Raw genomic sequence first — 16,252 nt, forward strand, 5'->3', positions numbered from 1 at the left:
GCGAGAGTGGCGAAGAACTATTACGACATTACCCTGGCGCTGGCAGGCATTTGCCAGTCGGCACGTCTGGTGCAACAACTGGCGCACCAGGGGCATTGTGACAGCGACGCGCTGCATGTTTCACTGAACAGTGTTATCGATCTCAATCCTGACTCAACGCTCAGCGTCTTCGGCGGCAGCGAAACCAACCTGCGCACCGGGCTGGAAACCCTGCTCGGTGTACTCAATGCCAGCAGCCGCCAGGGGCTTAATGCCGAGCTGACCCGCTACACGCTAAGTATGATGGTGCTGGAGCGTAAACTTGCCGGCAACAAAGGAGCCATGGATACGCTTGGCAACCGTATTGCCGGTTTACAGCGCCAGCTGGAGCATTTTGATCTACAGTCAGACACACTGCTGAGCGCGATGGCCGCCATTTATGTTGATGTGATTAGCCCGCTCGGGCCGCGTATCCAGGTAACGGGTTCGCCTGCGGTATTGCAAAGCCCGCAAGTGCAGGCGAAAGTCCGCGCTACCCTGCTAGCCGGGATCCGCGCCGCGGTGCTGTGGCACCAGGTCGGCGGCGGTCGCCTGCAATTAATGTTGTCCCGAAATCGCCTGACGACCCAGGCCAAACAAATTCTTGCTCATTGTTAACCTCCCGGAGTTGTGACTTATGGAATTATCCTCACTGACCGCCGTTTCCCCTGTCGATGGACGCTACGGCGATAAAGTCAGCGCGCTGCGCGGGATCTTCAGCGAATACGGTTTGCTGAAATTTCGCGTTCAGGTAGAAGTGCGCTGGCTGCAAAAACTGGCGGCACACGCGGCGATCAAGGAAGTTCCTGCTTTTGCTGTCCACGCAAACGGTTTCCTCGATAAAATAGTCGAAGACTTCAGTGAAGAAGACGCAGCACGTATTAAAACCATCGAGCGCACCACCAACCACGATGTAAAAGCGGTTGAATACTTTCTGAAAGAGAAAGTGGCGGACATTCCGGAACTGCATGCCGTTTCTGAATTTATCCACTTCGCCTGCACGTCAGAAGATATCAATAACCTGTCGCACGCGCTGATGCTGAAAACCGCCCGCGACGAGGTGATCCTGCCTTACTGGCGCAAGCTTATCGACGGAGTTAAAGAGCTGGCGGTGCAATATCGCGATATTCCCCTGCTCTCCCGCACCCACGGTCAGCCGGCAACGCCGACCACCATCGGTAAAGAGATGGCCAACGTCGCCTACCGCATGGATCGCCAGTTCCGTCAGTTAAATCAGGTCGAAATCCTGGGCAAAATCAACGGTGCGGTGGGTAACTATAACGCTCACATCGCCGCCTATCCGGAAGTCGACTGGCATCAGTTCAGCGAAGAGTTCGTCACCTCTCTGGGCATTCAATGGAATCCGTACACCACGCAGATAGAGCCGCACGATTATATTGCGGAGCTGTTTGACTGCATGGCGCGCTTCAATACCATCCTGATCGATTTCGATCGTGATGTCTGGGGCTATATTGCGCTGAACCACTTTAAGCAGAAAACCATCGCAGGAGAAATTGGCTCCTCTACCATGCCGCACAAGGTCAACCCGATTGATTTTGAGAACTCCGAAGGCAATCTCGGCCTGTCCAACGCGGTGTTGCAGCATCTGGCCAGTAAACTGCCGGTCTCCCGCTGGCAGCGCGATCTTACCGATTCTACGGTGCTGCGTAACCTCGGCGTCGGTGTCGGTTATGCGTTGATTGCTTACCAGTCAACCCTGAAAGGCGTGAGCAAACTCGAAGTGAACCGCGATCGTCTGCTCGACGAGCTGGATCACAACTGGGAAGTGCTGGCCGAACCTATCCAGACGGTTATGCGTCGTTACGGGATTGAAAAGCCGTATGAAAAACTGAAAGAGCTGACGCGCGGCAAACGTGTCGATGCCGAAGGCATGAAACAGTTTATCGATGGTCTGGCGCTGCCGGAAGAAGAGAAAACCCGCCTGAAAGCCATGACGCCAGCCAATTATATTGGTCGTGCCATCACTCTGGTTGACGAACTGAAGTAATTGCCTCATCACACCCTCTTTCGCCATGAAAGAGGGTTTCTCTCCTCTGCGGTTTAATAAATGTTTATCCCTTCTACACCACAATCAGCGTTAGACTAGATGTATCAAATTATTATGGAGAGTTCTGACCATGCGCATACTGGTTGTGGAGGACAATGCTCTGCTGCGTCACCATTTAAAAGTTCAGTTGCAGGAGCTGGGACATCAGGTAGATGCGGCGGAAGATGCAAAGGAAGCCGATTACTTTCTTAACGAACACATCCCGGATGTTGCCATCGTTGATCTCGGCCTGCCAGATGAAGATGGGTTGTCGTTGATCCGCCGCTGGCGCAGTCATGACGTCACGCTGCCGGTGCTGGTGCTGACCGCCCGTGAAGGCTGGCAGGACAAAGTTGAAGTGCTGAGCGCCGGGGCCGACGATTACGTCACCAAGCCGTTCCATATTGAAGAAGTGATGGCCCGTATTCAGGCATTGATGCGCCGCAATAGTGGCCTTGCTTCACAGCTGATCTCTATGCCGCCGTTTCAGGTTGATCTCTCCCGTCGCGAACTCTCCGTGAATGACGATGTGATCAAACTGACCGCCTTCGAATACACCATTATGGAAACGCTGATCCGCAACAGCGGTAAAGTGGTCAGTAAAGATTCACTGATGCTACAGCTTTATCCTGATGCGGAACTGCGCGAAAGCCATACCATTGATGTACTGATGGGGCGTTTACGTAAAAAAATTCAGGCACAATATCCGGGCGATGTGATCACCACAGTGCGTGGCCAGGGCTATTTATTTGAACTGCCTAAATGAGACGCGTGTTACGACATTTTTTTCCGCTCTCGCTGCGGGTACGTTTTTTACTCGCCACCGCAGCCGTGGTGATGGTGCTCTCCCTCGCCTATGGCATGGTCGCGCTGGTGGGTTATAGCGTCAGCTTTGACAAAACTACTTTCCGTTTGCTGCGCGGCGAAAGCAACCTGTTCTACACGCTGGCGAAGTGGGAAAACAACGCGCTGAATGTTGATCTGCCGGAAAATCTCAATCTGCAAAGCCCAACCGTGGCGCTTATTTACGATCAGCAAGGCAAGCTGATCTGGTCACAACGCGATGTACCGTGGCTACAGCAACGCATAGAACCCGACTGGCTGAAAACCAATGGGTTTCATGAAATCGAAGCCGATGTGGGTGCCAGCAGTACGCTGGTCGACGATGATCATTCCGTCGCCCGGCAGTTAAAAGAGATCCGCGAAGACGACAGCAGTTCAGAAATGACCCACTCGGTCGCGGTCAATATTTACCCCGCAACCGCGCGGATGCCACAGCTCACCATTGTAGTGGTCGATACTATTCCTATTGAATTGAAACGTTCTTACATGGTGTGGAGCTGGTTTGTCTACGTGCTGGCCGCCAACCTGCTACTGGTGGTGCCGCTGTTATGGCTGGCCGCATGGTGGAGCCTGCGCCCCATCGAAGCACTGGCGCGGGAAGTTCGTGAACTGGAAGAGCACCACCGCGAGCTGTTAAACCCGGAAACGACCCGCGAGCTGACCAGCCTGGTGAGTAACCTCAACCGTCTGCTAAAAAGCGAACGTGAACGCTACGATAAATACCGCACTACGCTCACGGATCTGACGCACAGTCTGAAAACGCCGCTGGCGGTTTTGCAAAGTACGCTTCGCTCGCTGCGCGGTGAGAAGCTGAGCGTGGGCGAGGCCGAACCTATAATGCTGGAACAAATCAGCCGTATTTCTCAGCAGATTGGCTATTACCTGCATCGAGCCACCATGCGCGGCAGCAGTGGCCTGCTCAGCCGGGAATTGCACCCGGTTGCCCCCCTGCTCGACAGCCTGACCTCCGCGCTGAACAAGGTGTACCAGCGTAAAGGGGTGAACATCACCCTGGATATCTCACCGGAGATCAGTTTCGTTGGCGAAAAAAATGATTTTATGGAAGTTATGGGCAATCTGCTGGATAACGCCTGTAAATATTGCCTTGAATTTGTTGAAATTTCAGCCCAACAAACAGACGATACGCTACATATTATTGTTGAGGATGATGGCCCTGGCATTCCTGCTGCCAAGCGCGAAATGGTGTTCGATCGCGGGCAACGCGCCGACACGTTACGGCCAGGACAGGGCGTTGGGCTTTCGGTGGCGCGCGACATTGTCGATCAGTATGAAGGCCAGATCCTGACGCAAGAAAGCCTGCTCGGCGGTGCAAAAATGGAAGTGGTGTTTGGCCGCCAGCAGAGCGTGGTTGCCGTGGACTGAGTCAATAACACACAGAGACAGACACTCTGGGGCCATCGTGGCCCCTTTTTCTTGCCTGTTCGCGCCGTTACGCAGGACAAAATGCCCTGGCAGCATTACTATGATCCATTACTCAGCCCTGATTAATTGCCGGAAACGCATATGGAATATCACGTAGACATAAACTGGCCAGACTTTATTCAACGCTACTGGCAAAAACGCCCGGTCGTGCTGAAACGCGGAATTAAAAATTTTGTCGATCCTATCAGCCCGGATGAGCTGGCTGGTCTGGCAATGGAAAATGAAGTCGATAGCCGCCTGGTCAGCCACCTTGACGGTAAATGGCAGGTGGGTCACGGCCCTTTTGAGAGCTTTGATCATCTGGGTGAAAGCAACTGGTCGTTGCTGGTGCAGGCCGTTAACCACTGGCATCAGCCAGCCGCCGCGCTGATGCGGCCATTCCGCGCCCTGCCCGACTGGCGTACCGATGATTTGATGATCTCTTTCTCGGTGCCGGGCGGTGGCGTTGGGCCACACCTTGATCAGTACGATGTGTTTATTATTCAGGGCACCGGACGTCGCCGCTGGCGCGTAGGCGAAAAAACGCCGATGAAGCAACATTGTCCGCACCCGGATTTACTGCAAGTGGATCCGTTCGAGGCCATTATCGACGAAGAACTGGAGCCGGGCGATATTCTCTATATTCCGCCAGGGTTCCCGCATGAGGGATATTCGCTGGAAAACTCGCTGAACTATTCCGTCGGTTTCCGTGCACCAAGCGGTCGCGAGCTGATTAGCGGCTTTGCCGATTATATTCTGCAACGTGAACTGGGTAGCCATCGTTACACCGATCCGGACGTCCCACCGCGTGAACACCCGGCAGATATTCTGCCGGAAGAGCAGGATAAATTACGCGAGATGATGCTCGATTTGATCAACCAACCCGCGCAGTTTAGCGAGTGGCTGGGTGAATTTATTTCGCAGACGCGCCATGAACTGGATATCGCGCCGCCGGAGCCGCCTTATCAGCCAGATGAGATCTATGACGCGCTGCAACAGGGCGACAAACTGGTGCGTCTGGGCGGGCTGCGCGTGTTGCGCATCGGGGAAGATGTTTTCGCCAATGGTGAGCGAATCAATTCGCCGCACCGACCGGCGCTGACAGCACTGGCAAGCCATATTGTGCTGACCGGGGAGATGTTTGGCGATGCCCTGGACGATCCGTCGTTCCTGGCCATGCTCGCCGCACTGGTCAATAGCGGCTATTGGTTCTTCGAAGATTAATACCTGATAACCCAGACTGTGCCGGATAGCGGTTTACCCTATCCGGCACAGGCTAAATCGCCGCTCAGTTCAACTGCGCGAAGCGCCACCAGGCATTACAACGACGCTTGCTGCGCGGTCAGCTCGGCGATACGCACAATCACCTGTACGGCTTTTTCCATTCCTTCCAGCGTCACGAATTCATGTTTGCCGTGATAGTTATACCCACCGGTAAACAGGTTCGGGCAGGGCAGTCCCATAAAGGAGAGTTGCGCCCCGTCGGTGCCGCCCCGGATTGGTTTCATGTCCGGTTCAATCTCGCAATCGTGCATCGCCTGTCGGGCAATATCGACAATGTGCGGATGGGCGATCACTTTCTCGCGCATATTGTAATAACTGTCTTCAATCACCAGTTCGATATAACAGTCAGGGTGCAGTCCTTTCCCCACTTTTTTGGCAATTTCCATCATCTTGCGCTTGCGTGCTTCAAACGCTTTGCGGTCAAAATCGCGGATGATGTAATGCATGTCGGCACGTTCAACCGTGCCTTTAATGCTGGTGAGATGATAAAAACCTTCGTAGCCCTCGGTATGTTCCGGGCTCTCTTCTTCCGGCACCAGCGCATGAATACGGCTGGCCAGCGTCAGGGCATTGACCATCACCCCCTTTGCCGTGCCGGGGTGCACATTATTACCCACGATCTTGATGTTGACCGAGGCGGCATTAAAGTTTTCAAACTCCAGTTCACCCACTCCGCCGCCATCAACGGTGTAAGCCCACTGTGCACCAAAGCGTTCCACGTCAAAATGTTTCGCGCCTTTACCCACCTCTTCATCCGGTGTAAACGCGACACAAATATCGCCGTGGGGAATATTCTTTTTCTTCAGCACCGCCAGCGCGGTCATGATTTCGGCCACGCCAGCTTTATCGTCTGCGCCAAGCAGCGTTTTGCCGTCGGTAGTGATGAGTGTCTGACCAAGCAACTGATGCAAAACCGGAAACATCACCGGCGAGAGGATTTCATCGCCAACGCCCAGCGCAATATCGCCGCCGCGGTAATTCTCCAGAATTTGAGGATTGACATTCTTACCGCTGCAATCTGGCGAGGTATCAACATGGGAGATAAACCCAATGGCAGGCACCGGTTTTGACACGTTCGACGGCAGCACCGCCATGACCGTGCCTTTATCGCTCAGCGTGACCTTTTCCAGCCCCATCTCCGTAAGCTGGTTTTGCAGCAGACGCAGGAGTTTCCACTGTCCTTCCGTGCTTGGCACCTGACGGACGCCGGGCTTTGATTGAGTATCCAGAGAAACGTACTGCAAAAAACGCTCTAATAATTTGTCCATAAAGCCACCCCCACAAAATGTCTCAACATTATCAATAAGCGCGAAAAGACAAATATTGCGTCAGGTCACTTTTACCCCGTAAACGAGAATATTTTCAAAATTGCCTCCCGCGTAATAAACGTAGCTGAGAAAAGCCGCACCTGGCAGGCTTACAAAGAACAACGATTGGCGATTTCATGGCTTTGCCGTAGAATGCCAGCCCTTAAATCGTGCACAACCCAAAGGTGGTTAACCACAAACCCCGCATCTGATAAGCCTTTCGATGCGTCGACATGGGACAGAGTAAAAAATTGAACACACAACCGCGTTCGCGTTCACCGCTTGTGCAACTGGCCGGTATTCGCAAAAGCTTTGATGGCAAAAATGTCATTTCTGATTTCAATCTCACCATCAATAACGGCGAATTTCTGACGCTGCTCGGGCCTTCCGGCTGCGGTAAAACCACGGTTCTGCGACTGATTGCCGGGCTGGAAAACGTCGATTCTGGCCATATCCACCTCGATGCTGACGATATCACCCACGTTGCGGCGGAGCATCGTCATGTGAATACCGTCTTTCAAAGCTATGCGCTTTTCCCACATATGACCGTCTTCGATAACGTGGCCTTTGGCCTGCGGATGCAAAAAACACCTTCGCAAGAGATCACACCGCGGGTGATGGACGCGCTGCGCATGGTGCAACTGGAAACGTTCGCACAGCGCAAACCGCATCAACTCTCCGGTGGTCAACAACAACGTGTTGCCATTGCTCGTGCCGTGGTCAATAAACCCCGCTTACTGCTGCTGGATGAGTCGCTTTCCGCACTCGACTATAAACTGCGTAAGCAGATGCAGAATGAACTCAAAGCACTGCAACGTAAGCTCGGTATCACCTTTGTTTTCGTCACCCACGATCAGGAAGAAGCGCTAACCATGTCGGATCGCATTGTAGTGATGCGTGAAGGCCGCATTGAGCAGGACGGCTCCCCACGGGAGATTTACGAAGAGCCGAAAAACCTGTTCGTCGCCAGTTTTATTGGTGAAATCAATATCTTCAGCGCGACAGTGATCGAACGTCTGGACGACAGCCGCGTGCGCGCGAATGTCGAAGGTCGCGAATGCAATATTTACGTCAACTTTGCCGTGGAAAAAGGCCAGCGGCTTAATGTACTGCTGCGTCCGGAAGATTTGCGCGTCGAGGAAATTCACGATGTTGCCGGGGTTGAAGGCCTGATTGGTTATGTGCGCGAGCGCAACTATAAAGGCATGACGCTGGAGTCAATGGTTGAACTGGAAAACGGCAAAATGGTGATGGTCAGCGAATTCTTTAATGAAGATGATCCGGATTTTGACCACTCGCTGGACCAGAAAATGGCCATTAACTGGGTAGAGAGTTGGGAGGTCGTACTGGCTGATGAAGAGGACAAGTAAATTCCAGAATGGGGTGATTGCTACTGTCGTCGGTTGGCTTGTACTGTTCGTTTTCCTGCCCAATTTGATGATTATTGCCACCAGCTTTTTAACCCGTGATGATGCCCATTTCGTCAAACTGGTGTTCACGCTGGATAACTATACCCGCCTGCTGGATCCGCTCTATCTCGACGTGCTGCTGCACTCGTTGAATATGGCGGCGATAGCCACGCTGGCTTGCCTGGTGCTGGGGTATCCCTTCGCCTGGTTTCTGGCAAAGCTGCCTGCCAAAGTGCGCCCGCTGTTGCTGTTTTTGTTGATAGTGCCTTTCTGGACAAACTCTCTAATCCGCATTTACGGACTAAAGATTTTCCTCAGCACCAAAGGCTATCTTAACGAATGCCTGCTGTGGCTCGGCATTATCGACACGCCGCTGCGCATCATGTTTACGCCAGGGGCGGTGATTATTGGGCTGGTTTATATTCTGTTGCCGTTCATGGTCATGCCACTCTATTCGAGTATTGAAAAGCTCGATAAGCCCTTGCTGGAAGCAGCAAAAGATCTGGGTGCCAGTAAGCTACAAACGTTTATTCGCATTATTATTCCGCTGACCATGCCGGGGATTGTTGCCGGTTGCCTGTTGGTAATGCTGCCGGCTATGGGGCTGTTTTACGTCTCCGATTTGATGGGTGGCGCAAAAAATCTGTTGATCGGTAACGTCATCAAAAGCCAGTTCCTGAACATTCGTGACTGGCCGTTTGGATCAGCCACCAGTATCACCCTGACGCTGGTCATGGGGCTGATGCTGCTCGTGTACTGGCGTGCGGCGCGTTTGCTGAATAAGAAGGTGGAGCTGGAATGATCGGTCGACTGCTGCGCGGCGGATTTATGACCGCCATTTATGCTTATCTGTATATTCCGATCATTATCCTGATCGTCAATTCGTTCAACAGCTCGCGCTTTGGCATTAACTGGCAGGGCTTTTCGACTCAGTGGTACAGCCTGCTGGTTAACAACGACAGTTTGCTGCAGGCAGCGCAACACTCGCTGACCATGGCGGTGCTGTCGGCCTCATTCGCCACCTTGATTGGCGCCCTGACAGCGGTGGCGCTTTATCGTTACCGTTTTCGCGGCAAACCGTTTGTCAGCGGCATGTTATTTGTGGTGATGATGTCGCCCGATATCGTGATGGCTATTTCGCTGCTGGTGTTATTTATGCTGCTTGGCGTGCAACTGGGGTTCTGGTCGCTGCTGTTCTCGCATATCACCTTCTGCCTGCCTTTTGTGGTGGTGACGGTTTTTTCGCGTCTGAAAGGCTTCGATGTGCGCATGCTGGAAGCGGCGAAAGATCTGGGCGCCAGCGAGATTACCATCCTGCGCAAAATCATCCTGCCGCTGGCAATGCCTGCCGTTGCCGCAGGCTGGTTGCTCAGTTTTACCCTGTCGATGGACGATGTGGTGGTTTCTTCCTTCGTCACTGGCCCGGGGTATGAAATTCTGCCATTGAAGATCTATTCCATGGTCAAAGTCGGCGTGTCGCCAGAAGTTAACGCGCTGGCCACCATTCTGTTGGTTCTGTCGCTGGTGCTGGTGATTGCCAGCCAGCTTATTGCTCGTGATAAAACAAAAACTCAGGGGACGTAAATGAAAAACTGGTCACGCCACCTGCTCGCAGCAGGTGTTCTCGCCATTGGGATGAGCGTCGCGCATGCGGACGACAACAAAACGATCTATTTCTATAACTGGACCGAGTATGTGCCGCCAGGGCTGCTGGAGCAGTTCACCAAAGAGACCGGAATTAAGGTTATTTATTCGACCTATGAGTCGAATGAAACCATGTACGCCAAGCTAAAAACGTACAAAGACGGTGCCTATGATCTGGTGGTGCCTTCCACCTATTACGTCGATAAGATGCGTAAAGAGGGCATGATCCAGAAGATAGATAAAAGCAGGCTGTCCAACTTTCACAATCTCGACCCGCAAATGCTGAATAAGCCTTTCGATCCCAATAATGATTACTCCATTCCTTATATCTGGGGAGCGACGGCAATCGGCGTGAACAGCGAAGCGATGGATCCGAAAACGGTTACCGGTTGGGCGGATTTATGGAAGCCAGAATATAAAAGCAGCCTGCTCCTGACCGACGATGCCCGCGAAGTGTTCCAGATTGCGCTGCGCAAGCTCGGATATTCCGGCAATACCACCGACCCGAAAGAGATTGAGGCCGCGTATAAAGAGTTGCAAAAACTGATGCCTAACGTCGCGGCCTTCAACTCGGATAACCCGGCTAATCCCTATATGGAAGGCGAAGTGAATCTGGGCATGGTGTGGAACGGCTCAGCGTATGTGGCGCGCCAGGCGGGAACGCCACTGGAAGTTGTGTGGCCGAAAGAAGGCGGTATTTTCTGGATGGACAGCCTGTCCATTCCGGCGAACGCAAAAAACGTGGAGGGTGCTCTGAAGCTGATTAACTTCCTGCTGCGTCCGGAGATTGCCAGACAAGTCGCGGAAACCATCGGCTACCCGACGCCCAACCTCGCCGCGCGTAAGTTACTGAAAGCAGATGTGGCGAACGATAAATCCCTCTACCCGGACGCGGAGACCATTAATAAAGGGGAATGGCAAAACGACGTTGGCAGCACCAGCGCCCTTTACGAAGAGTATTACCAGAAACTAAAAGCAGGACGTTAATCGCAACCGGATGGCGACGGCTTTTCAGGCTGCGCCATCCTGCTGGCAAAACGGTAAACGCCATCCGTGACACAGGCCGGATGGCAACCGAAGGCTAGAGCCCTTTCAGCAGTTTTTCTACATATTCCGGCACCACTGCACTCGCCAGACCGTAATGTTTCTCTTCAAACTCACTGCCTACCTGGCTCGGCTCGAGATTCAGCTCTACGGTATGCGCCCCCTGCAGCTTCGCCTCATGTACAAACCCGGCTGCGGGGTAAACATGGCCAGACGTGCCGATGGCAATAAAGACGTCTGCCATCGCCAGCGCACTGTAGATCTCATCCATCCCCAGCGGCATTTCACCAAACCACACCACATGCGGGCGCAGCGGCGCCGGGAACTGGCAGCAGTGGCATTTGTCGTCCTGGTTAACATCGTGTGCCCAGTTCAGCACCTGACCGCTCTGCGAACAGCGCACTTTCAGCAGTTCGCCATGCATATGGATGATGTTTTGATTACCGGCGCGTTCATGCAGGTTATCGATATTCTGCGTGATCAGCAGAAAACGGTCGCCCAGCGCCTGCTCCAGTTTTGCCAGCGCCAGATGGGCGGCGTTAGGCACGATTTCCGGCTGCTGCAACTGCCGACGGCGATCGTTATAAAAACGTTGCACCAGTTGCGGGTTGCGGGCAAAGCCTTCCGGCGTTGCCACATCTTCCACATGATGCTCTTCCCATAACCCATCTGCCGCACGGAAGGTGCGGATCCCGGACTCGGCGGAAATCCCCGCCCCGGTCAGAACAACGACTCTTGGTTTTTCCATTACTTCAGGCACCATTGCGTCACGGAAAAAAATTCGCTGGCGTAAGCGTTCGCGCAGGCGGCGCTTGTTACGGCGAAAACGGCTGAGACGATGTGAACGTCGCGATTGCATGGCATCCTCTCAGGACGGGTCAGTAAGATGAAGAAACGCAGCGCCGCGCATACCACCCGCGTCGCCGTGGCGTGCACGCTCAATACGCGGCACCTCGCCCGCTGGCAGCAAATGCGGACGGATACGTGCCGGCAGCAGTTGCGTCAACGCGCTGAAATTTGATAACCCACCGCCAATCACCAGCAGATCCGGGTCAATTATCGTCAGGATATTGCCCAGGCAGACCGCCAGCAAATCCACATAGCGCTCGACATGGGATTGTGCTTTTGCCTCACCCTGTTCCCAGCGCGTGATGATTTCCGGTGCGGACAGTGATTGATGGTAGAAGTGTTTATACAACCATGCAAAACCACGACCGGAAAGGTAGTTTTCAATACAACCGATTTTGCCGCAGCCGCAGCGGGTCAGCGGAAAGTCAAACCCCATCAACCCAAGCGCATCAACAGGCAGACGAATATGACCAAATTCGCCGGTAATAAACCGGTGCCCGCTCACGGATTTGCCGTTGATCACCAGCCCACCCCCCACGCCTGTGCCGAGGATCAGCCCCATCACCAGCGGATACTGGCGGAACTCATCATCCCAGGCTTCAGAGAGGGTAAAGCAGTTGGCGTCATTGTCTATGCGAACGTCCCTGCCCAACAGCGCGCAGAGATCGCGGCGCAGCGGCTGCCCGCTGGCAGCAGGGAGATTGGCGGCGTATAACGTACCATCGGCGGTTTCCGGCATCCCCGGAATACCTATACCGACGCTGCCTTTCATGCCAAAGCGTGCATCCGCTTCAGCCACCAGTTGTGCAATGGCACGCAGGAAAGACGTATAGCTGTCGTGGGGCGTGGGCACGCGCGTTTCCCATTGTATACGCCGCCCGGCATCAAAGACGCCTAACGCGATTTTACTGCCGCCAATATCAAACCCGTAATGCATCGCCACTCCTTGGTTGTGGCCTGTCGATGTCGGCGTTATTGCCCGCTCAGGACTCGTGCCGGATCAATATTGCTCGCCCGTCGGGCCGGGTACCAGCTCGCCAGCAGGCTGAGCAACAGTGCGGTTGCCAGCACGTATACCACATCCAGCGGATGCAGTTCCGATGGCAGAAAGTCGATGAAGTAGATATCGCCCGACAAAAACGAATGGCCAATCATCTTCTCAATCACATTGATAATAGCGGTCAGCTGTAATGAAGCCGCCACGCCAATCACCACACCGCACACGCTGCCCAACAGGCCCGCCAGCAAGCCGTACCAGACAAAAACCGCACGGATAAGACCGTCTTTCGCCCCGAGCGTACGCAGTACGGCAATATCGCCGCTTTTGTCTTTTACTGCCATCACCAGCGTCGAAACAATGTTAAAACAGGCTACGCCAATGACCAGGACCATCGCCAGATACATAATGGCGCGGATCATCTGAATGTCGCGGTACATGTATCCGTATTTGCCGATCCAGCTTTTGATATAAACATAGCTGTTGGTCACTTCACCCGCGTCGCGCACCAGTTTATTGGCATTGAACACATCGTTCACTTTAATGTCGATGCCCGTCACGCTACCGCCCATGTCCAGATACTGCTGGGCATCCGGCATGGGGATCATGGCAAAACCGTGGTCAAGCTGCCCGCTCAGTTGCAAAATACCCGTCACATGCAGCCGCACGCGTTTTGGCTGCAGCAGTTTGTGCGCATCGTCAGAGTTAGGGATCATAATTGAAACCCAGTCGCCCTGTTTCACTTTCAGCGCATCGGCAACCCCTTTACCGAGAATGATTTGCTGCTCGCCGGCTTTAAAATTCTGCCAGGCATTCCCCTGCACATACTTCGGTAACGCGCTCAGATCCGTTTCCTGAACCGGATCCACACCTTTGACCTGAATGGCCCGCAGATTGGCGCCACTCTCCACCAGACCGGTAAAATTGATGTATGGCGCAGCGGCGGCGATGCCAGGCACTTTTTTCACTTTTGCCAGCGCGTCGTTCCAGTTATTCCACGGCTGGTTGACCGGCTCGATTTCACCATGCGGCACCACCGCCAGAATGCGATTATTCAGCTCCCGCTCGAAGCCGTTCATCGCACTCAGTCCCACAATCAACACGGCAACGCCCAGCGCAATGCCTACGGTGGAGATCACTGAAATCAGCGACACCATACCGCCCCGCCGACGACCGCGACTAAAGCGCAGGGCAATCAGTAACGAAAGAGGCGATGCCATTACTCGGCCCCCATCAGGGAGAGTTCTGCGTTCAGGCGGCCGTCGCGCATCTCAAGCTGGCGGTTCATTCGCTTCGCCAGTTGCAGATCATGGGTTACGACGAGGAACGCCGTGCCCTGCGAACGATTTAATTCACCCAACAGCTGAAAAATGCTGTCTGCGTTGCGGGCATCAAGGTTGCCGGTGGGCTCGTCCGCCAGTACCAGGCGCGGGTTATTCACCAGCGCACGGGCAATCGCCACACGCTGGCGTTCACCGCCGGAAAGCTCCGAAGGACGATGGCGTGCGCGGTGCTCAAGACCCACAGCTGCCAGCATTTCGCGGGCGCGGGTTTCGATCTCTGCCGGTTTCTTTTTACCAATCAACAGTGGCATCGCCACGTTTTCCAGCGCGGTAAAATCTGGCAGCAGGTGATGAAACTGGTAGATAAAGCCCAGCTCGCGGTTACGCAGCTCTGCCTTGGCCGCAGACGAGAGTTTACTCATCGGCTGATCGCGAAAAATCACGTCGCCAGAGGTCGGAGTATCCAGCCCGCCCAACAGATGCAACAACGTACTTTTACCGGAACCGGAACTGCCGACAATGGCCATCAGTTCCCCTTCCGCCACGCTGAAACTGACATCGTGCAGCACATCAGTTTGCACGGAGCCTTCCTGATAGCGTTTGCACAGGTTGTCGCATTGCAACAGGATCTTATTCATAACGTAAAGCCTCAGCGGGTTGAGTGGCGGCGGCGCGCCAGGAAGGATAAAGCGTAGAAAGCAGCGCAATGGCCATCGCCACCAGCGCAATCGTGATGACCTGCAACGGTTCAATGGCCACCGGCAGCGCCGCACCGTCAAGCAATGCACCGATGATCGGCATCAGGTTATTCAACTGGCTGGCCAGCAACGCCCCGAGCACGGCACCGAGCAACGCACCGATAATACCGGCGCTGGCACCCTGCACCATAAACACCGCCATGATCTGGCGCGGCGTCAGCCCCTGGGTTTGCAGTATGGCCACTTCGCCCTGTTTCTCCATCACCATCAGGCCAAGGGAGGTAATGATGTTAAATGCCGCCACGGCCACAATCAGGCTCAACAGCAGCCCCATCATGTTTTTTTCCATGCGTACCGCCTGGAATAACTCCCCTTTGCGATCGCGCCAGTCCTGCCATTTGGTGCCTGTGGGCAGCGCCTGTTGGCTGAGCACATCGACTTTCAGCGGCTCATTAAGCCACAACCGCCAGCCGGTGATATTGCCCGCCGGGTAACGCATCAGGCGCGAGGCATCGTCAATATTGACCAGCATCTGGTATTCATCGACTTCGCTATTGGCAGCGAAAGTCCCAATGACGGTAAACAGGCGCTGGCTTGGCAAACGCCCCATCGGCGTAAACTGGCTTGCGGAAGGCACCATGACACGGATTTGATCGCCCCGGTTAACGCCCAACTGCCCGGCCAGTTGCTCACCCAGGATAATGTTGTATTGCCCCGCCTGCAGTTCGCTCTGCTTGACGTTAACCAGGTAGCGGGTCAACGGATCGTTCTGCGTCGGGTCAATCCCCATCATTACCCCCACCGCCACACTGCGCGCACTTTGCAGCACGACATCGCCAGTGGTCAGCGGCGCAATACGCGTCACCCCCTGCAGTTTCAGCTGATTCGCGGGTAACTGCTGCGGGTTCAACGAGCCGTTTTGGGTGGTCAGAGTTGCCTGCGGCATTAGCCCCAGGATGTTGTTTTGCAGCTCGCGCTCAAAGCCATTCATCACCGATAACACCGTGACCAGCGCCATAACGCCGAGGGTGATGCCAATGGTCGAGAGCCAGGAGACAAAGCGACCGAAGCGGTCCGCTGCACGCCCACGCATATAGCGCAGACCGATGAAAAGAGTGACAGGCTGGTACATGAAATCCGTCTGATTGCTGATAGCAGATTGAGAAGTATATAAGCGAAAGCGCAGAGCGTAAATGAGTGAAACCGTAAGAATTCGTCATCAAGTTTCAAAAAAATACCGAAAAATCAATTTGCTAATTACGCATCGCCCTGGGTCAACACGCTATTGTTCATCCATTTCGTCATTCCCGTCCGTCGACATAATCCGAAAATGAACAAATACAGACACTTCCTCATTACAGCCCCGACCCTGCTCACCAGGATCAGTAGTCGAAATTTTGGCAATAA

The 16,252-nt window shown here is 54.1% G+C and carries 15 protein-coding genes; 9 read left to right on the forward strand and 6 right to left on the reverse strand.

All coding sequences use genetic code 11. From position 1 onward, the window contains the following. Nucleotides 1–6: 6 nt before the first annotated feature. The 5 genes from hflD to ACUY4S_RS14135 all read left to right on the forward strand — a co-directional run bounded on the left by hflD (nucleotide 7) and on the right by ACUY4S_RS14135 (nucleotide 5,554). Nucleotides 7–636 carry a high frequency lysogenization protein HflD gene (gene hflD / locus ACUY4S_RS14115; protein WP_312685738.1) on the forward strand — a complete coding sequence of 210 codons (630 nt, stop codon included), beginning with the start codon at nucleotides 7–9 and terminating at the stop codon, nucleotides 634–636. A 19-nt stretch (nucleotides 637–655) separates the two neighbouring features. Then, on the forward strand, nucleotides 656–2,026 hold the full coding sequence (gene purB, locus ACUY4S_RS14120; RefSeq protein WP_458022300.1) for an adenylosuccinate lyase: 1,371 nt from the start codon (nucleotides 656–658) through the stop codon (nucleotides 2,024–2,026). Between the two features lie 130 nt (nucleotides 2,027–2,156). Beyond that, a complete protein-coding gene (gene phoP, locus ACUY4S_RS14125) occupies nucleotides 2,157–2,831 on the forward strand; it encodes a two-component system response regulator PhoP (protein ID WP_312685734.1) in 675 nt (224 codons plus the stop codon). After that, nucleotides 2,828–4,291, forward strand: a complete 1,464-nt coding sequence (gene phoQ, locus ACUY4S_RS14130; protein WP_458022301.1) for a two-component system sensor histidine kinase PhoQ — start codon at nucleotides 2,828–2,830, stop codon at nucleotides 4,289–4,291. Before phoP ends, phoQ begins: the two co-directional genes overlap by 4 nt. 141 nt (nucleotides 4,292–4,432) lie before the next feature. Continuing rightward, entirely contained in the window at nucleotides 4,433–5,554 is a 1,122-nt protein-coding gene (locus ACUY4S_RS14135; protein WP_312685730.1) for a ribosomal protein uL16 3-hydroxylase, read from the forward strand. A 95-nt stretch (nucleotides 5,555–5,649) separates the two neighbouring features. Here ACUY4S_RS14135 and pepT read toward each other — a convergent pair whose 3' ends face one another. Continuing rightward, nucleotides 5,650–6,882: a peptidase T gene (pepT, locus tag ACUY4S_RS14140; RefSeq protein WP_312685728.1), complete on the reverse strand. Its 1,233-nt coding sequence runs from the start codon at nucleotides 6,880–6,882 to the stop codon at nucleotides 5,650–5,652. 272 nt (nucleotides 6,883–7,154) lie between these two features. On the opposite strand from pepT, the gene potA reads away from it, so the two are divergent. Genes potA through potD form a run of 4 tightly spaced genes read left to right on the forward strand, consistent with a single transcriptional unit; the run spans nucleotide 7,155 to nucleotide 10,961 of the window. Continuing rightward, a complete protein-coding gene (gene potA, locus ACUY4S_RS14145) occupies nucleotides 7,155–8,291 on the forward strand; it encodes a spermidine/putrescine ABC transporter ATP-binding protein PotA (protein WP_312685726.1) in 1,137 nt (378 codons plus the stop codon). Further along, the gene (potB, locus tag ACUY4S_RS14150) at nucleotides 8,275–9,132 is read left to right on the forward strand and encodes a spermidine/putrescine ABC transporter permease PotB (RefSeq protein ID WP_458022302.1); all 858 of its coding nucleotides are present in this window, start codon (nucleotides 8,275–8,277) and stop codon (nucleotides 9,130–9,132) included. Before potA ends, potB begins: the two co-directional genes overlap by 17 nt. Further along, a complete protein-coding gene (gene potC, locus ACUY4S_RS14155; RefSeq protein WP_312685723.1) occupies nucleotides 9,129–9,914 on the forward strand; it encodes a spermidine/putrescine ABC transporter permease PotC in 786 nt (261 codons plus the stop codon). The genes potB and potC overlap by 4 nt, the downstream gene beginning before the upstream one ends. Then, the gene (gene potD / locus ACUY4S_RS14160) at nucleotides 9,915–10,961 is read left to right on the forward strand and encodes a spermidine/putrescine ABC transporter substrate-binding protein PotD (protein ID WP_458022303.1); all 1,047 of its coding nucleotides are present in this window, start codon (nucleotides 9,915–9,917) and stop codon (nucleotides 10,959–10,961) included. 94 nt (nucleotides 10,962–11,055) lie between these two features. Here the strand turns inward: potD and cobB are convergent, their stop codons facing one another. Genes cobB through lolC form a run of 5 tightly spaced genes read right to left on the reverse strand, consistent with a single transcriptional unit; the run spans nucleotide 11,056 to nucleotide 15,977 of the window. Beyond that, complete coding sequence (gene cobB / locus ACUY4S_RS14165; RefSeq protein WP_458022304.1) at nucleotides 11,056–11,877, reverse strand: Sir2 family NAD+-dependent deacetylase; 822 nt, start codon at nucleotides 11,875–11,877, stop codon at nucleotides 11,056–11,058. A 9-nt stretch (nucleotides 11,878–11,886) separates the two neighbouring features. After that, on the reverse strand, nucleotides 11,887–12,804 hold the full coding sequence (gene nagK, locus ACUY4S_RS14170) for an N-acetylglucosamine kinase (RefSeq protein ID WP_458022305.1): 918 nt from the start codon (nucleotides 12,802–12,804) through the stop codon (nucleotides 11,887–11,889). A 35-nt stretch (nucleotides 12,805–12,839) separates the two neighbouring features. Further along, nucleotides 12,840–14,084 (reverse strand): lipoprotein-releasing ABC transporter permease subunit LolE, encoded by a 1,245-nt coding sequence (lolE, locus tag ACUY4S_RS14175; protein WP_458022306.1) that lies wholly within the window; start codon nucleotides 14,082–14,084, stop codon nucleotides 12,840–12,842. Then, nucleotides 14,084–14,785, reverse strand: coding sequence for a lipoprotein-releasing ABC transporter ATP-binding protein LolD (lolD, locus tag ACUY4S_RS14180; protein ID WP_312685716.1), 702 nt, complete (start codon nucleotides 14,783–14,785; stop codon nucleotides 14,084–14,086). Before lolD ends, lolE begins: the two co-directional genes overlap by 1 nt. Beyond that, on the reverse strand, nucleotides 14,778–15,977 hold the full coding sequence (gene lolC, locus ACUY4S_RS14185) for a lipoprotein-releasing ABC transporter permease subunit LolC (protein WP_312685715.1): 1,200 nt from the start codon (nucleotides 15,975–15,977) through the stop codon (nucleotides 14,778–14,780). Before lolC ends, lolD begins: the two co-directional genes overlap by 8 nt. Nucleotides 15,978–16,252: the final 275 nt, after the last annotated feature.

This window comes from Kosakonia beeri (assembly GCF_054165705.1).